We start from the raw sequence: 21,256 nt of genomic DNA, 5'->3' as shown, positions 1-21,256 counted from the left end.
CGATACCTAAAGGGGGATTTTTATGCCAATCAATGGTTTTAACAAAACAACGCTTCTGGACTATCCCGGCAAAATAGCTGCCACCATTTTTCTGGGGAGCTGCAATTTCCGATGTCCCTTCTGCCACAACAGCGGACTTGTCCTCTCGCCCGGCGAGCAGCCAGTGATTCCCATGGAGGACGTGCTTAAAGTTCTGAAAAAACGCCGGGGTATTCTGGAAGGCGTCTGTATCACCGGAGGCGAACCCACTCTCGACAAAGATATTTTCTGCCTTGTTGATAAAATAAAGGAACTTGGCTACCCGGTCAAACTGGATACCAATGGCTCCCATCCCTGGATCCTGAAAAAGTTGATCAACAATAAAATGATCGACATGGTCGCCATGGATATCAAATCATCCAAAGAATCTTATTCCAGGGTTGCCGGCAGTAAAAATCTGGACTTAAAGCCAATCTGTGAGTCAGTGGATTTCCTTATGTCCGGCAGTATCCCCTATGAGTTCAGAACCACCGTAGTAAGGGAACTGCATACCCAGGAAGATTTCCGTTCTATCGGAAACTGGCTTGCCGGATGCAGTGCTTACTACCTCCAGGCCTATAAAGACTCCCCTGAAGTCATAAGGCCTGGATTCAGCAGCTACTCTAAAAGAGATTTGGATTATTTTTGTCTTATTCTGTCAAGAACGATTCCTGCGGTTTATATCAGGGGTATCGATTAGACGGAACCAGTAGCCAAAGCGCGGCATGGAGGGTTTCCCCTGCGTTTTGGCTGCTTTAAAGTTGGGGAAACCGAACATTCCTGCCATGAGACATTCCTGCCGGTCATAAACGCCCGGAACACCGAGTATGTACCGGCCGTCATCTCTTCTTCTGCCCAGGAGCAGATAATGATAGCGGTAATATCCATGTCTCAGGAAATTATTGTTCATAAGTCCCCGGTCTCTTCTTGACAGTATCCGCAGCTCTGCCGGTGTGATCTGTCTGCATTCCACAATTTCCCCATCTGAAAACGGATCAAACACAGCAGGCTGTCTTGCGGCCTGTGCAGACTGTTCATGAAGCTCTCCCTCCGCCGGCTTCTGCATCTTCTTTTCCGACACTTCTTTTTCCATCTGTCTCATATTCCGGATGGCATCCTCATCCTGATCCAGTTCTTCCAGAAGATTGATCTCATCCCCTTCTCTGTCTCCCTCAGGGTTCCATGTTGACTGTTCGGCTGCATCGGTATCCCCGGAATCTTCGATCCTCATTTCACTGTCCGGATACTGGTCCCCTCCAAAGACTTCATGATTGATGGTTTCGCGGTACAACTCCTCCTCTGTATAAGGGGGAATGTCAGTTTCCGGCACTGTGGTATCCAGCTTCAGTTCCCTATCCAGTCCGGATGGTTCCTCTACAGGCTGAACAGATGGTGTTTGCCGCATCAAATTCTCTGTTTCAGGGGATACTGCCGGCTCCCTTCTCTGTTCCTCCTGCTGTCCGGGAGCAGGTATATCTTCCTCATAATGCTGGGGAAAGTATCTTCCCCTCTCATTGATACGTGAAGGCACATAAGGGTCACCCTGGGTCCCGGAGGGCATTGTCCTCTCCTCACCATCTGCGGCCGGGGATTCCTGAAAACGATTGCCCTCCATGGGCCTGCCCGGTGTACCAATTCGAGTATCCCGGTCTATAATGGGAGGGTACCCCCAATCCCAACTGTTATTATTGGACGGACTGCGCCTTTCTTCCGGCTCTGCATTGGGTGGATTAAATCTTCTCCGGCTGCCCTCGCCTGAAGGATAGTCACTCTCCTCACGGCTTGTATCCGGCTGGTCAGCTATCTCTCCACGGCCTCCCTCCACTGAACCACCTCTTTCTGCATAGCCGTCGTTCATTGGACTTCTTCTATCCGCATAGCTGCCTCCCATAGAACTTCCTCTCTCTGCGCGGCTGTCCTCCATGGAATCTTCCCTCTCTGCATAACTGCCGCCTCTGGAACTTCCTCTCTCTGTGCGGCTGTCCTCCATGGAATCTTCTCTCTCCACATAGCTGTCGTTCATGGAATTTCCGCTCTCCATATAGCTGTCATTCACGGAACTTTCTCTCTCTGTGCGGCCGCCGTCCATGGAATTTTCTCTCCCCACATAACTGCCTCCCATGGAACTTCCTCTCTCCGCATAGCTGTCATTCGCTTGACTGCCTCTCTCTGCACGGTTGTTATCCATGGAACTTTCTCTCTCTGTATTGTTGTCGTTTGGTGAAATAAGATTCTCTACACGTGTTGTTCCCGAACGGTAATCCATTTCCTCCAGATCTTCCCCATACGGATCCTCCTTTTCACCGGACGAAACAGAAAGTTCTTCTTCACTATGTGATTCTGACGGCTCATATTCTGTCCCGCTGTACTGTACATCTTCAGCATTTTCCGCTTCCATTAAAGCTTCTGCCGCTGCCATGCCCTCCTCCAGTTCCTCCGCTACAGTCTCGGTAACAGTCTCTAGAGTCTCCTCCTTCTTTATATTATTTTCTTTTTCCGCAGCTCTGTCCGCTTTCCCGGAATCACCGGCCTGTATTCCGGGAAGTCTTATCTCTTCCAGACGTACCGGCCTGTCATCCCACCCTGTTCCATACATGGTTCCATCCCGGGTCAGCATGATCAGACCGCTCAGGTCATTTAGGCCGTACGAAGTACCACCCAACCCCTGATCCGGCACTTCTGTCTGAAACTGAACAATATCCCCTGCCAGGTCACACTCACCTAGATAAATACCTTCACAGCCGTCGTCCTTTCTCACAAATCCGTAAATTTTGCAGGGCGCCTCCTCCTTTCCATAAATTCCTGAAACCCGATAATTCATCCGGCATTTACCGTCCCGGGCTTCCACTTTAATAAAACCCTTTCCGTTTCCTTTCTTTCCGTCCGGGTACTCATATACATATGCAACAAATCGCCGATATCCAGCCAAATTTTCTTTCTCCAATACCAATTATTCCGTAAAGTATATGAGCGAAAAAAACATTTAGAACTCTGCATAAAAAACTATTGAAAAAGTTTTTGAAAAAAATGCAAAAATATGTTGACATTTCATCCCCCATTATATATAATAACAAATGCTGAATGACACCGCTGTAATGAAATAACGAAGCGTGGCTCAGTTTGGTAGAGCGCTGCGTTCGGGACGCAGAGGTCGCGTGTTCGAATCACGTCGCTTCGACTTTCAGCAAAAGCACTGGAAACTCAAGGGTTTCCGGTGCTTTTTTTATGCGACAGAATAAGGGCATCTCAATTGAGAAGCCCCATCTGCCGGAGTATAAAGATGGTGACGAACAAAGTAAAGATAGAAACAACACTGCTGAACACTACAAGCTGCCCGGCAAGCTGTTCATCCGCGCCGGCCTGCTGTGCCATGATATAACTAGACACCGCAACCGGTGTCTGGTAAGCCAGCAGCGCTGCCAGCAAATCCGAATCACGATACCCCATTGAAGCTACAATAGGAATAAAGATAAGGGGAAGTATCACCATTTTGGCCACCACAACACCTCCGGCAATTTTCAGATTTCCTTTCACTTTAGAAAAGTCAAAATCACCGCCCAGTATCAAAAATGCTATAGGCGTTGCCAGCTTTGCCAGATCACTCAGTGTGGTATCCGCCGCCTCAGGAAGCTTGACCCCCAAAAGGGACGCTATGATTCCCAGGACTGAAGCTATGATCAGCGGATTTTTCAGTATCCCTGCAATGACTTTCTTAAAGTCTCGTTCCCTTTTTCCTCCGAAAAAAGACAGGGCGATCACTGCTAAAAAGTTATACATAGGTACCAAAACCGCACTCAAAATAGCAGCAGTGACTGTATTGGCAGGACCATACATATTCTCCACCACCGCAACTCCAAATATCACATAGTTGCTTCTGAAAATTCCCTGAATAACTACCCCCTGCTGGTTCTCTTTTTTTACCACTTTGGGAACAATGAGACAAAGAAGCACAAACAAAAGGAGCAGGCTGCCGGCCGCAAAAAAACAGAGTCCGCCCTGCATCTGTTCCCTGATATTGCTCTGATAGATATTTTTAAACAGCATACAGGGCAGAAATACCTTGAACACAAGGGAATTTGCTTTCTTCAACAGGTCTTTATCTGCAAGGTTCGTATGATTGGCTATGACGTAGCCTATCACCATAAGGAAAAATAATGGGGCTATAACATTAAATGACAGTACAATATTTTCCATTTCCGTTCCTCCGTGGATTTTATCCGCATGATTGTCTATTATACGCCCTGCTTTTTACTTGTGCAATTCCCATCTATCCCTATATATCCCGGAGAATAATGCCCGTTATTGGTCACAGAGTGAATAGTGATCAGTGCCCTGCAGCGTCTGCAGGTAAAATTATTGCTTCCATCCCATATCTTTTTACTGAATATACACTCCCGGCCTGCACTGCAGATCAGCTATAATGCTCAGCAGACTCTCTCAGAAATTATAACAGCACTAAAAAGAAACCTAAACTATGAAACTGCTCCTAAGAAACCACTTCTCTTCACTGGGCGTATATCGTGATTTTGACATGAAAACACCTCTTAAGCAGATTGGGGGTGTTTCCCTTGTCTACTTAAGAGGCAGTATCTCATTCCATCACTGGGTGCTCTCTATTTTCTCTGTCTTCTCCTGCCGGTCAGTTTGGGATTTACCCTCACACTGCTCTGCATCCTCTGAGGGAGGCAGATCCTCACGCGGAATCCTCTTAACACTTTCCCTCTCACTTAAGCTGGATGGTATTGCGATCTTCATAGGAGGCACTCCGCTCTCCATCATCCCTCGTCTCAAGAGCTTTACTGCTTCCTGAGCCATTTCCTCCAGATGAATGCTGATACTTGAAAGCTGGGGCTGCATCAGGGTTGCCAAAACGGTATCATTATAGCTTAAAATACTAAAATCCTCAGGAACCCGGTATCCCATCTGCTGAACAGCCTGCATCACGCCAATGGCCGCGGCCTCATTGAACGCGAAAAATGCTGTGGCAGGATGCTCTTCCTCCCTCAGGTAAGCACCTGTCTTCTCCAGCACATCAGAGGATTCTCTGTCCGTATCGATAAAAACCGCCTTTAAATCTTTTCTGTAGTAGTTCATGTATTCCATGAATATCTTTCTGCGCTTCTCCGGCGCATCGCTGCCCATGGAATCTGTGGACATTACAGGTCCCACAAACGCAATCGTCTTGTGCCCCATCTCAGCCAGATAATTCACTCCCTGCTGGATCCCCACCTGAAAATTGGGCACCACGGAACTAAACCGGTCCTCATAGGGAGAGGAATCCAGGAAGATGATCTGGTTTGTCCACTGCTCCATGGCGTGGATCTGCTCCGCTCCAAACTGTCCCACTGCGATAATACCGTTCAGCCCTGACTGGCTGTTGCTCTTATAACAGTTTTCCTCCTCATCGAACTGAAGCGTAACCGTCTCAAATCCCTCATCAAAGCAGCACTTGTCCAGACTGCTCTTCAGGTAGAGATAATAAGGGTCCTCCAGCTTCATCTGGGAATCCATCATTTCAATAATCCCAACTCTGAGCTGAGCCGCCTTCTTACGGCTGCTTCTGACGCTCTTACTCTCATAGTCCAGCTTGCCGGCTACTCTCAGGATCTCTTCTCTGGTACTGTCCGTCACACTGAGAGATACATCATGATTCAGCACTCTGGAAATGGTGGCTATCGAATAACCTGTCAGCTCAGAGATTTCTTTTAGTGTAGCCATATCACTCACTCCGCCTGTCTTATCATAATTTTACTTTTTTTGCCTCTTTCTTTTACTTAATATAAATCATATCATTTTTACCTTTTTTTTACAAGAAAATACTGACAGACTAATGCCATATTGGGTAACAACTCACAGCCTTCTGCCATGTCCTTTGAGGATTTTCATGTAGCGCAATAAAATCCTTCATGCTATAATAAGGCCAAAACTACGCATTCCGCGAAAAAGGAGACCGCTATGACTGAACAACTCCCCAAAGCCTTCCTCCGCCGCATGGAGGATATGCTTCAGGATGAATATACAGCATTTTTGAAAAGTTATGAAAACCCCAGGCACTTTGGGCTTAGGGTCAACACTCTGAAAATTTCCGTGGAGGAATTTCTTAAAATAAATCCATTCCGCCTGACGCCTGTCCCATGGACTGAAAACGGCTTTTACTACGAGGAAACAGACCATCCTGCAAAGCATCCCTACTACGCAGCCGGTCTGTATTATCTCCAGGAACCCAGTGCAATGGCCCCCGCCTCTCTTCTTCCTGTTACACCCGGAGACTATGTTCTGGATCTCTGTGCCGCTCCGGGCGGAAAGGCTACAGAACTTGGTTCAAAACTAAAAAAACAGGGCCTGCTGGTTGCCAATGATATCAGCAATTCCCGTGCAAAAGCCCTGCAGAGAAATATAGAGCTGTGTGGTATCCCAAACTCATTTATCACCAATGAAGTGCCCGCTTCGCTGGCCAAAGCTATGCCAGAGTTCTTTGACAAGATCCTGGTTGATGCTCCCTGCTCCGGGGAAGGCATGTTCAGAAAAGAACCTGCCGTTGCCAAAACCTGGGACGAGGACAGACCCCTTTTCTTTGCCAAACTTCAGCGGGAATGTGTCTCTGCCGCCATATCCATGCTGAAGCCCGGCGGCCTGATGCTCTATTCCACCTGTACCTTTGCCCCTGTTGAAAATGAAGGAACGGTTTCCTTTATTTTGGAAGAATATCCGGATATGGAGCTTTTGGAGATCGACGGATATAAGGGCTTTACTCCCGGCAATCCTGAGTGGGGGAACAAAAATCCTGAGCTTTCCAAGTGCCTCCGTATTTTCCCGCACAGAATAGACGGAGAAGGGCATTTTATGGCTCTTATGAGAAAGAAAGGCAGCTCCCCGCAGACTTTATCCGATCACAAAACAAAACAGGATAAAGAAGCCGGGAAGCTGCTGTCAGAATTTTTCGCAGATAAGGAGATTCCCTTCCCTGTGGACCGCATAGAAGTGCGCAGCAGCAATGTATACTGCCTGCCGCCTGCGGATAACCATTTTAAGGGAATCCGTTTTCTCAGAAACGGACTGTTTCTGGGTGAATTAAAGAAAAACCGCTTTGAGCCGTCTCAGCCTCTGGCACTGGCTCTTAAAGCTGACGACTTTCCCTCCCGCCTCAGTCTCTCTCCACAGGATGAGCGTATCGGGCGTTACCTGAAGGGCGAGACTCTCCTGATAGAGAAAGGGGAATGCACCAGAGATAAGGGGTGGCAGTTAGTCTGTGTGGATAATTTTCCTCTTGGATTCGGAAAACTGGTAAACGGTACACTTAAAAACAAATATCCCGCCGGATGGCGTATTCATTGATCCTCATGGAGCTGCCTGTCCATGTCCTCGAACATCTCCCGGACAAGACAGAGCAGTTCCTTTTCTTTTACAGCAAATACGATAGCTGCCATATAAAATGTCAGTTCAGGCAGATCCGAAGCTTTTTTCATAACTGTTTTATCTGTAAGTGAATACATTTCCACATATCTTAATTCCACTGATGTCTTAATATGCCCAATTATTCCGCCTTGGGCGTCAATCCTGCCTGCCAGTGTTTCCATACGGGCTGTAAGCAGTTCCCCCGCCCTGTCCCTGTCCGCTGCTGTATGGTATTCAGCCGATACTACAACGGCACTGTCCTGCAGCAGCGATGTCACTTTCAGCTTTTCCTTTTTCATTGTACAGGAAGGACATTCGCACGTTTCATCATGATGGTGTGCGTGATGTTCATGTGCTTCTTCATGACCGCATGTATGATGATGTTCATGGCCTTCCTCATGACTACATGTATGCTCATGTCCATGCTCTCCTTCATGACCACATGTATGCTCATGTCCATGCATATTTTTTTCGTCTTTACCCATTTTCTGTCACTCCCAACACTACATCCCAGATGTAATCTTCCACATGGCCCACAGCCGAAGTGGCAATCCGCACAGCATCCGGGTTCATCTTCGCAATATCCCTCTCCACATCGTTCAGCACCTGTTCGGACACCAGATCCGTCTTATTCATGAGGACCACATCTGCCCGTTCTGTCTGCCCTACAAAAAGTTCCCGCATGGCATTCATCAGCCGTTTCCATCTGGATACATCCACCACTGTACATACCCGCGATTCCATTCCGATCCCCGCTGACAGGTTGTCCTGGATCAGCCCCGGATATGCCAGGCCTGTGGTCTCCACGATCAGCCAGTCAGGGGCATATTCCTTTTCAATCTCATAGGCAGCCGAGACCAGTTCACCTGCCAGAGTACAGCAGGCGCATCCGTTGAAGAGATTTTCCACGTTAAACCCATTACCACGCAGCAGCTTATCGTCAATCCCTTCCCTGCCCACCTCATTTTCCAGGATCACCACCTTATAGACACTGCCTGATCTGGAGCTGTCCACCAGATACCTTGCCAGGGAAAGAAGGAGCGTTGTCTTACCTGACCCCAAAAAACCTCCTAATATCAATACCTTCATTTGTCATCACTTCTTCCTGCATAACTGCCGCATCATTTTTTATAGAATTCATCACCGTAACGGAATACTTCATCAAACAAAACAGCATTTTTTCTTATCACTTCCGGGTCATCTACAGCTCCCAGATATCCTCCGCACCAGCAGAAACCGCCTCCCGGTGCCAGCCGGTCCATAGTATCCCTCACCGCCTGGCGTATTTCCTCTTCTGTCACATTCGGGTCAGCCAGATGATCCCGGGGGTCAAACCCACCCATAATGACCAGCTTGTTGCCATACTTTTCCTTGATACCGGTCAGATCATTGCAGGTCTGAGCCGGATCCCAGGCATTTACACCAATGGAAAGCCAGTCATCAATAAAAGGCTCTGCCTTGCCGCAATTGTGCATGGTAATGGGTATTCCCAGGTCTCTTCCGAATTTTGCCTGTCTGTCATGGAAAGGCAGTACCAGATCATGATACATCTGCTGGGAAATAAAAGGTGCTCTCCAGGCGGCCGTATCATCCATAAGTGTCAGTACATCAGGCTTCACATAACCGATGATCTGCCGCGTGATCTCTGTATAAAAATCACACATATAATCAAACATAGCGTATACTTCTTCCGGCTCCTCTGCCATGGCGCAGAGGCCTTCCGTAAATCCCATAAATGCCATCAGATTCTGGAAATACCCCACGTGCATATTCAGGGCAATTGCCGTATCTTCCCTGTTTACCCCCTGACGGTAAAATCCCTCCAGTTGCTTTTTAGCCATTGCTTCCCAATCTATGCCCTCCAGAGAAGGGGCTTTGATGACATCCCTCCATTTTGTGATATCGTCCAAGATAAATTCGCCCGGCTTGGGAAGCAGTGCATTTCCTGTCTCTCTTGTGGGGACATAAGTCACACCCCAGCAGTCCTTGCCGCCTCCCTGAAAACGGAAATATGCCACAATTTCAGGCTCCAGCATACAAGATGTACAGGGCCTTGTCATATTTGGCATAGGACCAAAGCTGTAGGTAGGAACCCACTCTGGCTGTTCTCCCCTTAAAGTCATCAGATAATTGGTTTTCTCAGTTAATTTTTTCATGCTTCATCCTCCTCTGCGATTTCTCCCCTGCGTCTGCGCAGGTGATTCCTCCTACTCCTTTTACTAATATATTTATTTTATCTGTTTATCACCTTGCATACCATATCCAAAGAATACAAAATATTAGCCAAAACATTTTTACATTTTTGTATCCTTCGTACTTTTCCCCATAAACATTCTGTGATAGAATGATATAAGAATGATTTTTCAGACATATAGGCTTAACATCTGTACCAAAGGAGGCATAAACATTTTGAAACTTAGTATGTGGATGATCGCAAACCGGCTTTCTTCGTTGGACTTAGAGTTGAATATCAGCGAGAATGCAAAACCTGTCCTGAAGAGTGCCAGAAGTGTCTATGCAACAAACTGTGTACACGTGTACCAGTCAGGGAATGATGTCATCTGCAACGGAGAAGGTGATCTGATCCGTATTAAAGATGCCAGAGTAACAGAGGCCTTTGAAATTGTGCAGTGTGTATTTGATTTTTACGAGGACTGGTTTACCAATATTGCGGAGCTGATCCGGAAGAAGAACTACAGGGAAGTGGTGAATGAATGCTGGCCTGTATTTCACAATCCTCTGATCCTCTTTGACGGAAACTGCCGTGTTCTGGGTTTAAGTGAACAGTATGAAGAGGATGATATGGATGAAGAATGGAAATACCTCTCTGCCTATGGATACTCCTCTTTAGACGCCATCAGCTATATGCGGTATAACAGCCTCAATCAGGATTTCACCCGCATGGGCATGCAGAAATTTTCCTTTGAGGGAAATATGAACTATCCCGGGATCACCTACAGTCTGTATTCCGATGAAATGCTTTGCGGCAGGCTCAACCTCCTAGAAAAAGAGCGGTCCCTAAATCCGGGGGACTACCAAATCCTGGAGCTTTTGGCCAACTGCCTGAAATCCGGACTGGCAGAACAGGAGACAGATACCCCTGATGATAGAAAAACAAATCTTTTTTATAATCTTCTGGACGGAAAGCAGGTGAATGACCATCACCTTTCCATTCAGCTTACTTATCAAGGCTGGCAAAAGGATGATACCTATCAAATCTTCCTGTTGGAAGCAGATTCCCCTGAGAATGACAAAAGCATTATGGAAATGCTTGCCCTGACCATCATGCAGCATCTGTCATCCTGTTGTATTCTGCAGCGTTTCCCCTATCTCATTATTTTGTGTGACATAGACAGGTATAAAGGCGCGCCGATCAAGGAAATCATTTTATCTCTTACAAAGGGCGGAAATATCCGGATTGCCTGCAGCCTTTCCAGCCAGGGCATAAGAAACTGCAGCTTTTTACTGAAACAGGCATCCGCCGCCATTGAATACGGAAGGCTGTTGACACCGGAAATCTACTATTTTGAATTTTTTGATCATGCTATGGACTACATCATAGAATCCTCCAGTCTTGAGGACAGCGTGCAGGCCTGTCATCCTGATGTCTATGATCTCTGGAAAAAACGCCGAAAAAATCACGACGAAATGTTCGATACCCTGAAATGCTATCTGAATAATGAGCGCTCCCTGGTGAACACCGCCCAGGCGCTCTTTGTCCACCGCAATACACTGGTCTATCGCGTTCATAAACTGACAGAACTGCTCCATGACAATCTGGATGACATCTATACAAGGGATTATATCAAACTGTCCATCCGTACCCTGGAACTCTTTGAGCAAAAATTTCTGAATACAAAAAAGCAGCACTGAAAATATGCGGCTCATTGACGGCTGCAGTTATTGAAAAAGACCGTCTGCGGTTACAGACGGTCTTTTTAAACATATCATGATCATGCTTCAACTTCAGCTTCTGCAGGTTCTTCTGCAAGTACCTGTTCGTATTTTTCCAGGATAATACCCTGGATCCTTTCACGGGTTTCAGAGTTAATCGGATGTGCGATGTCCCTGTACTCACCGTCGGTTGCTTTACGGCTGGGCATGGCAATGAACAAACCTTTTTCCCCCTCGATAACCTTGATGTCATGCACTACAAATTCTTCATCGATCGTAATGGAGACAACAGCTTTCATCTTACCTTCCTTCGCAACTCTTCTTACTCTTACATCTGTGATGTTCATAAAAACCTTCCCCTTTCATATGCCATTCTTAAAAAGTCCTGCTTATGATGTCACTGCACCCTGCGCACTTTTTACTTGTGTATTTTTATAGTACATAACGCTCGTTCTTTTCCACTACGATCTTAATGCCATCCTCACCGCAATAGTAGGAATTGGCACGGATCGTATCACGGCTCTCCACAATGCAGTTCTCAATGTGGGTATTATCTCCCAGATACACATCGTTGAGAATAATGGAATTCTTGATCACGCAGTTATTGCCTACAAATACTTTCTTAAACAGAACAGAGTTCTCAACCTGTCCGTTGATGATACATCCGCTGGAAACCAGACTGTTCCTCACATCTGAACCGGGGTTGTATTTTGCCGGAGGCAGATCATCGATCTTGGACTGAACTCCAGGATACTGATTGAAGAAGTAATCTCTTACTTTAGGTTTCAGAAAGTCCATATTGGTTTTATAGTAAGACTCCACAGTGGAAATATTGCTCCAGTAAGTATTGATCTTATATCCGTATATCCTCTTCAGGTTCTTATAACGGATGAGAATATCTTTTACAAAATCATATCTGTCTTCCTGTGCGCATTTCTCTAAAAGCTCTATGAGCTGTCTTCTTCTGATCACATAGATACCTGTGGACACAGTATTGGTACGTGTGACCATTGGTTTCTCTTCAAACTCTTCAATTCTGCTGTCCTCGTTCATTTTCAGGCAGCCGAATCTGGTGGTGTCATCCCCATACACATCTGTGCAGACAACAGTAATATCTGCGCGTTTTGCAATATGGTATTCCAGAACTTTATTGAAATCCAGCTTGTACACACCATCACCGGATGCGATCACCACATATGGCTCGTGGCTGGATTTAAGGAAATTCAGGTTCTGGATCATGGCATCTGCTGTGCCTCTGTACCAGAAGCTGTTGTCAGCAGTAATGGTTGGTGTGAAGGTGTAGAGACCTCCCTGTTTTCTTCCGAAATCCCACCATTTGGAGGAACTCAGATGCTCATTCAGAGAACGGGCATTATACTGTGTCAGAACCGCAACTTTTTGAATGTGGGAATTTGACATGTTGCTAAGCGCAAAGTCTATGCTGCGGTAACTTCCAGCGATGGGCATTGCTGCGATCGCTCGTTTCTGTGACAACTCTCTCATTTTATTGTTATTGCCGCCGGCAAGAATAATACCTATTGCTCTCATGCTGTCTCACCTTCCTTATTCAATGTTTCGCCGCTCTCCAGTATGCCGTCCGGATAGTCTTCGCTTGACGTCTCACCCACGATCGCTGTGTTCTTGCCAATCTTTACATCTGACGGAATCACCGTGTTCTCTCCTACAGTTACAAGACCAAAGGAGTACACGCCTGGTTTTTCTTTGTTCGGAACCTCTTCGCCGATTCCCATGATCACATTGTCTCCCACCGTGACATTCTCCGCAATGATAGCCTTGTCTATCACGCAGTTTTCTCCGATGAAGGCCTGCTTCATGATAATGGAATCGCGCACGACTGCGCCTTTTTTAATTACGACACCCGCACCAATAACGGAATTATGTACCTCACCGTATATCTCAGTTCCCTCTCCCACTATACTTCTCTCCACTACAGCATCAGCAGAAATATACTGCGGAGGAATGATATCACTCTTAGTATAGATCTTCCAGAATTCCTCATATAAATTGAATTCCGGGATAATGTCGATCAGTTCCATATTAGCTTCCCAATAGGAGCCAAGTGTACCGACATCTTTCCAATATCCATTATATTCGTAAGCAAACAGGCGCTGGCCTTTTTCCTTGCAGTACGGAAGGATATGTTTACCAAAGTCACATCCCGGCTGGTCTTTCAGGGCAAGAAGGGCGTCCTTCAGTACCGGCCAGCTAAAAATGTAAATACCCATAGATGCCAGATTACTCTTTGGATGCTCCGGTTTCTCCTCAAAATCCGTAACGCGTCCTGATTCATCTGTGATAGCAAGTCCAAAACGGCTTGCCTCCTCCCACGGAACGGGCATACATGCCAATGTGACATCAGCCTTGTTCGCTTTGTGGTAATCCAGCATTACCTCATAGTCCATTTTATAAATGTGGTCGCCGCCCAGAATCAGTACATAATCGGGATTATACTCCTCCATATATGCCATATTCTGGTAGATAGCATTTGCAGTTCCTGTATACCATTCCGTATCTGTCTTCTTCTCATATGGCGGAAGAATAGATACGCCTCCAACATTCTTATCGAGATCCCACGGAATACCGATGCCGATATGAGTATTCAGACGAAGCGGCTGGTACTGTGTCAGTACACCTACGGTATCAACTCCTGAATTAATGCAGTTGCTCAGCGGGAAATCTATTATTCTGTACTTTCCCCCGAATGTCACTGCGGGCTTTGCGACTTTTGCAGTCAATACGCCTAATCTGCTGCCTTGTCCACCTGCGAGCAACATTGCAATCATCTCTTTCTTAATCATGCAATCACCTCTTGTATATTCTATGATTTTTCTATTATACCACATTAAATCATAATTGTGAACATTTTTAACAATTTTTTTTCGACTTTACATTAGTTTTTGTGACATTTTACCTGCCTGTAACCGTTTCTATAACTAGGGGTTTCATTTTGTACCTTTTTTAGGTATAATAAACACAAGCAGAGCCGGATTGACACCGGCCCATATAATAATAAAGAAGAGAAAGGAAGCACAACCTTATGTATCAGATAGATTTTAATCAGCCGCTGCATATTCACTTCATTGGCATCGGCGGTATCAGTATGAGCGGCCTGGCCGAAATTCTTTTAAAAGAGGATTTTCCCATATCAGGTTCTGACTCCAGAAAGTCCGCGCTGACTGCCCATCTGGAGAGCCTTGGTGCCGTTGTCCGCATTGGACAGCGCGCTTCCAATATTACAGACGATATCCAGCTTGTTGTCTACACGGCTGCGATCCATGAAGACAATCCGGAATTTGCATGTGCCCGAGAAAAGGGACTGCCCATGCTCACTAGAGCAGAACTTCTGGGACAGATCATGAAAAACTATGAAATACCTGTAGCTGTATCCGGCACACACGGCAAGACCACCACCACATCCATGATCTCACACATCCTTCTGGAAGCTGACGCAGACCCTACTATCTCCGTGGGCGGAATTCTGCCTGCCATCCACGGCAATATCCGTGTAGGCCGGTCAGAGACCTTTGTCACAGAAGCCTGTGAATACACCAACAGTTTTTTGAGCTTTTTCCCCAAGATCAGCATCATTCTGAATATAGACGCGGACCATCTTGATTTCTTCAAGGATCTGGACGATATCCGCCACTCCTTCAAGCTGTTTGCTGAAAAACTGCCCGCTGACGGAACTCTGATCATCAGCAGTGATATTCCGGACTATGAAGAGATTACCAAAGACCTTTCCTGCGAGATCATTACCTGCGGCCTGGAACATCCGGCTGATTATATGGCTCAGAATATTACCTTCGACGAGTTCGCCCACGCTTCCTTTGACTGTGTAAAAGGCAGCGAGACACTTGGACATTTCTCCTTGTCAGTACCCGGAGTCCATAATGTTGCCAATGCCCTGTCTGCCATAGCTCTGGGCATAAAGCTGGGCCTTTCCGCGGAGCACATCCAAAAAGGGCTTCTGAACTTCAGCGGAACGGACAGACGATTCCAGTACAAGGGCAAAGTGGGCGGTGTCACCATCATTGACGACTATGCCCATCATCCCACAGAGATTGCTGCCACACTGCGAACTGCGAAAAATTATCCCCACAAAACTACCTGGTGTGTCTTCCAGCCGCATACGTATACCAGGACAAAAGCCCTGTTGGATGAGTTTGCGGAGGCATTGACCCTGGCTGACAAAGTGGTCCTGGCTGACATTTATGCCGCACGGGAAACCGATGATCTGGGGATTTCCTCACGGGATCTGCGTGATCTGGTGGCCTCCCTTGGCACAGATGCGTATTATTTTTCCACATTTGATGAGATAGAAGAATTTTTATTAAAAAATTGTATCCACGATGATTTGTTGATAACTATGGGTGCCGGAGATGTGTATAAAATCGGCGAAAACCTGCTAGGAATGTAAAGTTATCCACATTATCCACATGCTTATACACATTTACTCCAGAATAAGCATGTGGATTTTTTTGGGTATAAGCCAGTTTACATAATAATCTAACATAATTTGCTGTAAACCTTTAAAATCCCCATCTTTTCGACATTTTTCGGTTGCTAATAAAAATACTCCACTTTTTTATCCACATTATCCACATTCCCCACAAAGTTTTCAACAAGTCTGCATAAAGGACTCTGCTAAAAAATGCTTATTCTCTTTTCAAATATAATATGTTATACTTACAAAAGACGGGGAAACACTTGCTTGGGCGGACCTTTTTGACATGTCTGCGCCGGGCGTACATGAAAAGTTGTTTTCCTGTTTGTTGTGCCGGAATCTTTTCGGCTAACCGGATTTTAGGATAGAAAAGGATGTTAGACATGGGACAGTTCATCATACATAACGATTTTCCCGGAGATTTTACTCTTGTCTCCAACTATTTTCTGGATACTTATATGCCGCAGGCCAATGGAGAATTTGTGAAAATCTATCTATGGCTTCTGCGCAGCGCGTCTGTATCCGGTTCCGCTCTGGAGCTGTCATCAATTGCCGATATCTTTAATTGTACGGAAAATGACGTGCTCCGCGCATTGAAATACTGGAAAAACACAGGCGTCCTGAATGTGACCTTCGATGGACGCGGCAATTTAAAAGAGCTCCGGCTGTGTTCTCTCACAGGCGGAGCTAAAGCTGTGCTCTCCCAGACTCCCCCGGCTTCCCCGGCAAAAGCACTGTCTTCGACAGTACCTGAAGCGGCCGCCTCCAGGGAAAAAAGCCTGCCGCCCCAGCAAAAAGCCCTGTCTCCCGACAAAGTAAAAGAACTGTCCGGCCGGGATGACGTGATCGAGCTTCTGTTTATCGCGGAGCAATATCTGGGAAAGACCCTGACGCCCACGGAGATCAACAAGCTTCTCTATTTTTATGAAGAACTGCATTTCTCAAAGGATCTGATGGAATATCTGATCGAATACTGTGTCTCCAAGGGAAGCCGCAGTATCCGCTATATTGAAACTGTGGCGCTTGCCTGGGCGGATCAGAAGATCACTACAGTGGAACAGGCAAAACAGGAGACCAATACATATAACAAGAATTTCTTCGCCATCCTGAAAGCTTTCGGCATTAAAAACCGGAACCCTGTGGATGAGGAAATCCGTTATATGAACCTCTGGCTGAATGAGTACGCCTTCACACTGGATATTATATCCGCTGCCTGCAGCCGTACTGTCATTGCCACAGGACAGCCTAATTTTGCCTATGCGGATTCGATTCTCCACAACTGGCAGAAAAAAGGTGTCAAACACCTGTCTGATATAGACAAGCTGGATGAAGACCGCCGCCAGCAGAAGGCTGCAAAGGCGGAAAGCAGTGCGGCCCGCCCCAAACCGGCGCCGTCTAAAAACAAATTCAACAACTTCCACCAGCGTACCTATAATGTGGACGAACTGGAGAAGCAATTACTGAAATAATAGTAAGCCCTTTTTGTAAGGAGGCCCCTGTGTCACTGAATAATTCCCAATACGACGCGCTTATGCGCGCATACAATGAGAAACAACTGGATCACAAGCATGAGCAGGATGAACACATCCGGCAGGCTTACCATGAGATCCCCCGTCTCCAGGAGATCGATGGTGAGATCGCAGCACTGAGCCTGAAAAAAGCCAGGGCGCTCCTGCTCCCCTCACCCGGGGATGACTTTGACCTCTCCGCCGCTATCGCCGGACTTTCCGAGGAACGGACTGCACTTCTGCAGATACACGGCTACCCGCCTGACTATCTGGAGCTTAAGTATGACTGCCCCTACTGTAAGGATACCGGCTATGTGGAGAATCAAAAATGTTCCTGTTTTAAGAAAGCTGCCGTAGATTTGCTGTATACACAGTCCAATATCAGGGAAATACTTGAAACAGAGAACTTTGAAAACTTTTCATTTGAATATTATCCTTCGGATATCATAAATCCTGCCACGGGCCTCAGTGCACTGGAGACGGCCCAAGATGCAGTGGACAAGGCCTGGGATTTTATTGACAGCTTTCAGGAGCATCCCTGCGGCCTGTTCTTTTACGGTGATACAGGCGTGGGTAAGACCTACCTCTCCCACTGTATAGCAAAAGAACTGATCGACAGGGCATACTTTGTACTGTATTTTACATCCTTTGATCTCTTCGATCTGCTGGCGAAGAATACCTTCCAGAAGGATGCAGCCGCTTCTGATGTAGCCGGGTTCATCTATGACTGTGACCTGCTCATCATTGACGATCTGGGAACTGAGCTGACTAACAATTTTGTGGCGAGCCAGCTATTCTGCTGTATCAACGAACGCATTATGAACCATAAATCTACAATCATTTCCACCAACCTGGCCATGGATGACTTTCTGGAGACCTATTCCGAGCGTATCTTCTCCAGAATTTCCAGCAATTACACCATGTTAAAGCTGATCGGAAATGATATAAGAATACAAAAAAAACTTTTAGGAGGAAAGTAAAACATGTCACCAAAAGATGCAACTCCCTTAGATTCCCTTCCCGTAGGCCGCCTTGGCATCATACCGCTGAAGAGCTGTGAAAAGCTGGGATCCAGAGTCGATGACTACATTGTAAAATGGCGCAGGGACCGTGAACATCAGGAGAAAAACAACCTGGAATTTGATGGTTATGAACGGGATTCCTACCTGGTCAAAGCGCAGACCCCCCGCTTTGGGACAGGTGAGGCAAAGGGTATTCTAGGCGAGTCCGTTCGTGGCGATGACATCTATGTCATGGTGGATGTGTGCAACCACAGCCTTACCTATTCCCTCTGCGGCCACACAAACCACATGTCACCGGATGACCATTTTCAGGACCTCAAGCGTGTCATCGCCGCCATCGGCGGAAAGGCCAGACGTATCAATGTCATTATGCCATTCCTCTATGAGAGCCGTCAGCACAAGCGTTCCGGCAGAGAATCCCTGGACTGCGCCATTGCACTGCAGGAATTAGTGAACATGGGTGTGGACAATATCATTACCTTTGACGCCCACGACCCTCGTGTGCAGAATTCCATCCCTCTGCACGGTTTCGAGACCGTACAGCCGTCCTACCAGTTCATCAAAGGACTGTTCAAGGCAGAGCCGGAGCTTGAGATCACCAATGACAATACCATGGTCATCAGCCCGGATGCAGGCGGTACGGGACGTGCCATCTATCTGGCCAATGTACTTGGTGTGGATATGGGTATGTTCTACAAACGCCGGGACTACTCCACCATCATCGACGGCCGCAATCCTATCGTTGCACATGAGTTTTTGGGCACGGATGTTGCAGGCAAGAATATGATCATAATTGATGACATGATATCCTCCGGCGACAGTATGCTGGAAGTCGCCGCACTTCTGAAGAGTAAAGGGGCAGGCAAGATCTTCATGTGCTCCACCTTCGGGCTTTTCACAAACGGCATGGAAAAATTCGACAAGGCTTTCGAGAGAGGTGAATTTGACAGGCTGCTCACTACCAACCTGATATATCAGCCTGATGAACTTCTCCGCAAAGAATATTATGTAAACTGTGATATGAGCAAATACATTGCTCTGCTTATTGATACTCTGAACCACGATGCCTCTATCAGCAAACTGCTGAATCCCGTGGAGAGGATCAATAAACTGATGGTAAAGCATAAAAAACAACTGGAAAATAAAGAATCATAAAACAAAAAAATTTAATAATAATAATTAGACAAAACAGGGATGGCGCCGCAAAATGCGGTTTCCATCCCTGTTATATCTTCACCCTTTGACTGCTCCTACTATCAAACTCTTCTGAACTTCCTTTGACAGCAGAACATATAGAAAAATCGTTGGAAATGTGGCCAGTACCAGGGCCGCTCCAATAGGCCCCCATTTGGTATTATACTGTCCTGCCAGTGTCTGTATACCCGCTGTCAGTGTCTTAAACTCTGTGGAATTCACAAAAGTTGTGGCAAACATCAATTCATTCCATGTATTCATAAAAGTAAAGATGCTGGCTGTAGCCACAGCGGGTTTCATAAGCGGAAAAATGATCCTGACCACCATCTGATAGATACTGCATCCGTCTATACATGCTGATTCCTCCAATTCTCCCGGTATTCCTGATATAAATCCAGAAAAGATCAATATGGTCATGGGTACAGCGAAGGCTGTATACGGCAGGATCAGGGATACATATCCCCCCAGAAGATGAAAGTTTTTCAGCATCAGCATCACAGGAAGCAGTGCGGCATGCATGGGAATCATCAGCCCAAGCATAAGTATCGCATACACAGTCTTACTCATCTTCCATTTCATTCTATTTAAGGCATAGGATGCGAAAAGGGAGACTATACTGGTGATCAAAATACTGGCACCCACAACGATCACACTGTTAAAGAAAAATCTTCCGATATTTGCACCCACTATTGCCACCCGATAGTTTTCCCATATGAACTCCTTGGGCAGTCCTATGACATTCGCCCCAAAGATTTCCTCATTGCTCTTCAGCGAAAACGCGAACAGCCAGTATAGAGGAAAGAGCTGGATCAGCGCCCACACAGTCAGCAGTATCCGGATCAGGGGCTTACTTTGTCTTATCTTTTTCACCTGTTATCCCTCCTCTACCTTGAAAAGCTTTTGCACCCCGATATACAGAAGGAAACATATAAGTACAATGATAACTGCCATGGCGCTTCCATAGCCGTATTGGTTCCTTTTGAAAATGGTCCATACCATCAACGTTGTCGGCACTTCACTTGCATGGGCAGGACCGCCCTCTGTCAGAACATAGACCATATCAAAGGTCTTGAATGAACCTACCAAAGAAAAGATAATACAGGTTCGTATCATAGGCTTGACAAGCGGGATTGTCACGCAGAACGCTGTCTTGATCCTGGATGCACCATCTATTTTGGCGGCATCAAAAATATCTGCGGACACAGATTTTATGGAGGAATAGAACAACAGCATATAATATCCAATGTACTGCCAGATAATAGGTACTATAACTGCCCCCAGAACTGTCTCCTTGTCCCCAAGCCATGCTCTTGTAAGCCCCTCCAGTCCCATCCCCCTTAAAAGGGTATTCAGCAACCCGTAATCCGGATGATATATCTTCCCCCAGAGCTGTCCGATCGCCACGCCGGAGATGATGACGGGAATAAAGAAAATGGTGATATACGCCCGTTCTCCTTTTATGCCCCCTGACAGCAGCAGTGCAAATGCCATGCCGGCGGGGAGCTGGATCAAAAGTGAGAGGACGGCAATGATCATACTGTTCCGCAGAGCCAGCAAGAATTTATCGCTCTGGTCCGTAAACAGCCTTACATAATTGGCAAGCCCTACAAATTCCTGTTTTCCCATGCCATCCCACTCCAACAGGCTGTAATATCCTGACAGGAACACCGGCGCAGCTACGATCATCAGGAAAAGTATCACCACGGGCAGCATAAACAGGAAAATAGCCTGTTTATTCTTCAGCAACCGGTTCATATAAC

18 protein-coding genes and 1 tRNA gene are annotated in these 21,256 nt (G+C 46.5%); 8 read left to right on the top strand and 11 right to left on the bottom strand.

Annotation, left to right across the window (positions count from 1 at the left end; all coding sequences use genetic code 11):
* Window positions 1-22 precede the first annotated feature (22 nt).
* Window positions 23-718 (top strand): anaerobic ribonucleoside-triphosphate reductase activating protein, encoded by a 696-nt coding sequence (locus tag BLCOC_RS02830; protein WP_018595771.1) that lies wholly within the window; start codon window positions 23-25, stop codon window positions 716-718.
* Here BLCOC_RS02830 and BLCOC_RS02825 read toward each other — a convergent pair.
* Window positions 677-2,947: a hypothetical protein gene (locus BLCOC_RS02825; protein ID WP_115624322.1), complete on the bottom strand. Its 2,271-nt coding sequence runs from the start codon at window positions 2,945-2,947 to the stop codon at window positions 677-679. The genes BLCOC_RS02830 and BLCOC_RS02825 overlap by 42 nt on opposite strands.
* 175 nt (window positions 2,948-3,122) lie before the next feature.
* Between BLCOC_RS02825 and BLCOC_RS02820 the strand changes: the two genes are divergently transcribed.
* Window positions 3,123-3,196 (top strand) — tRNA-Pro (locus BLCOC_RS02820).
* A gap of 68 nt (window positions 3,197-3,264) precedes the next feature.
* On the opposite strand, the gene BLCOC_RS02815 is transcribed toward BLCOC_RS02820, so the two are convergent.
* Together BLCOC_RS02815 and BLCOC_RS02810 are read right to left on the bottom strand one after the other, a co-directional pair.
* Entirely contained in the window at window positions 3,265-4,212 is a 948-nt protein-coding gene (locus BLCOC_RS02815; RefSeq protein ID WP_115624321.1) for an AEC family transporter, read from the bottom strand.
* A gap of 405 nt (window positions 4,213-4,617) precedes the next feature.
* A complete protein-coding gene (locus BLCOC_RS02810; RefSeq protein WP_115624320.1) occupies window positions 4,618-5,736 on the bottom strand; it encodes a LacI family DNA-binding transcriptional regulator in 1,119 nt (372 codons plus the stop codon).
* Window positions 5,737-5,973: 237 nt separating this feature from the next.
* Between BLCOC_RS02810 and BLCOC_RS02805 the strand changes: the two genes are divergently transcribed.
* Window positions 5,974-7,353 (top strand): RsmF rRNA methyltransferase first C-terminal domain-containing protein, encoded by a 1,380-nt coding sequence (locus BLCOC_RS02805; protein WP_029470657.1) that lies wholly within the window; start codon window positions 5,974-5,976, stop codon window positions 7,351-7,353.
* Here BLCOC_RS02805 and BLCOC_RS02800 read toward each other — a convergent pair.
* From BLCOC_RS02800 to BLCOC_RS02790, 3 genes are read right to left on the bottom strand one after another with little or no spacing between them, the layout of a single operon-like run.
* Window positions 7,347-7,898: a hypothetical protein gene (locus BLCOC_RS02800; RefSeq protein WP_115624319.1), complete on the bottom strand. Its 552-nt coding sequence runs from the start codon at window positions 7,896-7,898 to the stop codon at window positions 7,347-7,349. The genes BLCOC_RS02805 and BLCOC_RS02800 overlap by 7 nt on opposite strands.
* Window positions 7,891-8,502, bottom strand: a complete 612-nt coding sequence (locus BLCOC_RS02795) for a GTP-binding protein (RefSeq protein WP_115624318.1) — start codon at window positions 8,500-8,502, stop codon at window positions 7,891-7,893. The genes BLCOC_RS02800 and BLCOC_RS02795 overlap by 8 nt, the downstream gene beginning before the upstream one ends.
* Before the next feature lie 32 nt (window positions 8,503-8,534).
* The gene (locus tag BLCOC_RS02790; protein ID WP_115624317.1) at window positions 8,535-9,569 is read right to left on the bottom strand and encodes a uroporphyrinogen decarboxylase family protein; all 1,035 of its coding nucleotides are present in this window, start codon (window positions 9,567-9,569) and stop codon (window positions 8,535-8,537) included.
* Window positions 9,570-9,822: 253 nt separating this feature from the next.
* On the opposite strand from BLCOC_RS02790, the gene BLCOC_RS02785 reads away from it, so the two are divergent.
* Window positions 9,823-11,286 carry a PucR family transcriptional regulator gene (locus tag BLCOC_RS02785; RefSeq protein ID WP_165907262.1) on the top strand — a complete coding sequence of 488 codons (1,464 nt, stop codon included), beginning with the start codon at window positions 9,823-9,825 and terminating at the stop codon, window positions 11,284-11,286.
* 80 nt (window positions 11,287-11,366) lie between these two features.
* On the opposite strand, the gene spoVG is transcribed toward BLCOC_RS02785, so the two are convergent.
* The 3 genes from spoVG to BLCOC_RS02770 form a co-directional block, all read right to left on the bottom strand.
* Entirely contained in the window at window positions 11,367-11,654 is a 288-nt protein-coding gene (gene spoVG, locus BLCOC_RS02780; protein ID WP_018595743.1) for a septation regulator SpoVG, read from the bottom strand.
* Window positions 11,655-11,739: 85 nt separating this feature from the next.
* On the bottom strand, window positions 11,740-12,855 hold the full coding sequence (gene glgD, locus BLCOC_RS02775; RefSeq protein WP_115624315.1) for a glucose-1-phosphate adenylyltransferase subunit GlgD: 1,116 nt from the start codon (window positions 12,853-12,855) through the stop codon (window positions 11,740-11,742).
* A complete protein-coding gene (locus BLCOC_RS02770) occupies window positions 12,852-14,126 on the bottom strand; it encodes a glucose-1-phosphate adenylyltransferase (RefSeq protein ID WP_018595741.1) in 1,275 nt (424 codons plus the stop codon). Before BLCOC_RS02770 ends, glgD begins: the two co-directional genes overlap by 4 nt.
* A 239-nt stretch (window positions 14,127-14,365) precedes the next feature.
* Between BLCOC_RS02770 and murC the strand changes: the two genes are divergently transcribed.
* From murC to BLCOC_RS02750, 4 genes are all read left to right on the top strand, one after another.
* Complete coding sequence (gene murC, locus BLCOC_RS02765) at window positions 14,366-15,745, top strand: UDP-N-acetylmuramate--L-alanine ligase (RefSeq protein ID WP_115624314.1); 1,380 nt, start codon at window positions 14,366-14,368, stop codon at window positions 15,743-15,745.
* 410 nt (window positions 15,746-16,155) lie between these two features.
* Entirely contained in the window at window positions 16,156-17,241 is a 1,086-nt protein-coding gene (locus tag BLCOC_RS02760; protein WP_115624313.1) for a DnaD domain protein, read from the top strand.
* 29 nt (window positions 17,242-17,270) lie between these two features.
* Window positions 17,271-18,260, top strand: a complete 990-nt coding sequence (locus BLCOC_RS02755) for an ATP-binding protein (protein ID WP_115624312.1) — start codon at window positions 17,271-17,273, stop codon at window positions 18,258-18,260.
* A 3-nt stretch (window positions 18,261-18,263) separates the two neighbouring features.
* Window positions 18,264-19,457, top strand: coding sequence for a ribose-phosphate pyrophosphokinase (locus BLCOC_RS02750; RefSeq protein ID WP_115624311.1), 1,194 nt, complete (start codon window positions 18,264-18,266; stop codon window positions 19,455-19,457).
* A gap of 78 nt (window positions 19,458-19,535) precedes the next feature.
* On the opposite strand, the gene BLCOC_RS02745 is transcribed toward BLCOC_RS02750, so the two are convergent.
* Window positions 19,536-20,366, bottom strand: a complete 831-nt coding sequence (locus BLCOC_RS02745; RefSeq protein ID WP_115624310.1) for a carbohydrate ABC transporter permease — start codon at window positions 20,364-20,366, stop codon at window positions 19,536-19,538.
* Window positions 20,367-20,369: 3 nt separating this feature from the next.
* Window positions 20,370-21,251 (bottom strand): carbohydrate ABC transporter permease, encoded by an 882-nt coding sequence (locus BLCOC_RS02740; protein ID WP_115624309.1) that lies wholly within the window; start codon window positions 21,249-21,251, stop codon window positions 20,370-20,372.
* Window positions 21,252-21,256: the final 5 nt, after the last annotated feature.

Source organism: Blautia coccoides (assembly GCF_034355335.1).
GTDB classification, from domain to species: Bacteria; Bacillota; Clostridia; order Lachnospirales; family Lachnospiraceae; genus Blautia; species Blautia producta.
The sequence above is the reverse complement of the archived record's forward strand: the minus strand, read 5'-3'. Positions and strand labels throughout refer to the sequence as shown.

What these genes read in the sequence shown, in the direction of transcription:
- BLCOC_RS02795 (WP_115624318.1), bottom strand. Translation starts at nt 8,502, where the DNA reads ATGAAGGTATTGATATTAGGAGGTTTTTTGGGGTCAGGTAAGACAACG.
- glgD (WP_115624315.1), bottom strand. Translation starts at nt 12,855, where the DNA reads ATGAGAGCAATAGGTATTATTCTTGCCGGCGGCAATAACAATAAAATG.
- spoVG (WP_018595743.1), bottom strand. Translation starts at nt 11,654, where the DNA reads ATGAACATCACAGATGTAAGAGTAAGAAGAGTTGCGAAGGAAGGTAAG.
- BLCOC_RS02740 (WP_115624309.1), bottom strand. Translation starts at nt 21,251, where the DNA reads ATGAACCGGTTGCTGAAGAATAAACAGGCTATTTTCCTGTTTATGCTG.
- BLCOC_RS02760 (WP_115624313.1), top strand. Translation starts at nt 16,156, where the DNA reads ATGGGACAGTTCATCATACATAACGATTTTCCCGGAGATTTTACTCTT.
- BLCOC_RS02805 (WP_029470657.1), top strand. Translation starts at nt 5,974, where the DNA reads ATGACTGAACAACTCCCCAAAGCCTTCCTCCGCCGCATGGAGGATATG.
- BLCOC_RS02830 (WP_018595771.1), top strand. Translation starts at nt 23, where the DNA reads ATGCCAATCAATGGTTTTAACAAAACAACGCTTCTGGACTATCCCGGC.
- BLCOC_RS02815 (WP_115624321.1), bottom strand. Translation starts at nt 4,212, where the DNA reads ATGGAAAATATTGTACTGTCATTTAATGTTATAGCCCCATTATTTTTC.
- BLCOC_RS02800 (WP_115624319.1), bottom strand. Translation starts at nt 7,898, where the DNA reads ATGGGTAAAGACGAAAAAAATATGCATGGACATGAGCATACATGTGGT.
- BLCOC_RS02770 (WP_018595741.1), bottom strand. Translation starts at nt 14,126, where the DNA reads ATGATTAAGAAAGAGATGATTGCAATGTTGCTCGCAGGTGGACAAGGC.
- BLCOC_RS02790 (WP_115624317.1), bottom strand. Translation starts at nt 9,569, where the DNA reads ATGAAAAAATTAACTGAGAAAACCAATTATCTGATGACTTTAAGGGGA.
- murC (WP_115624314.1), top strand. Translation starts at nt 14,366, where the DNA reads ATGTATCAGATAGATTTTAATCAGCCGCTGCATATTCACTTCATTGGC.
- BLCOC_RS02750 (WP_115624311.1), top strand. Translation starts at nt 18,264, where the DNA reads ATGTCACCAAAAGATGCAACTCCCTTAGATTCCCTTCCCGTAGGCCGC.
- BLCOC_RS02810 (WP_115624320.1), bottom strand. Translation starts at nt 5,736, where the DNA reads ATGGCTACACTAAAAGAAATCTCTGAGCTGACAGGTTATTCGATAGCC.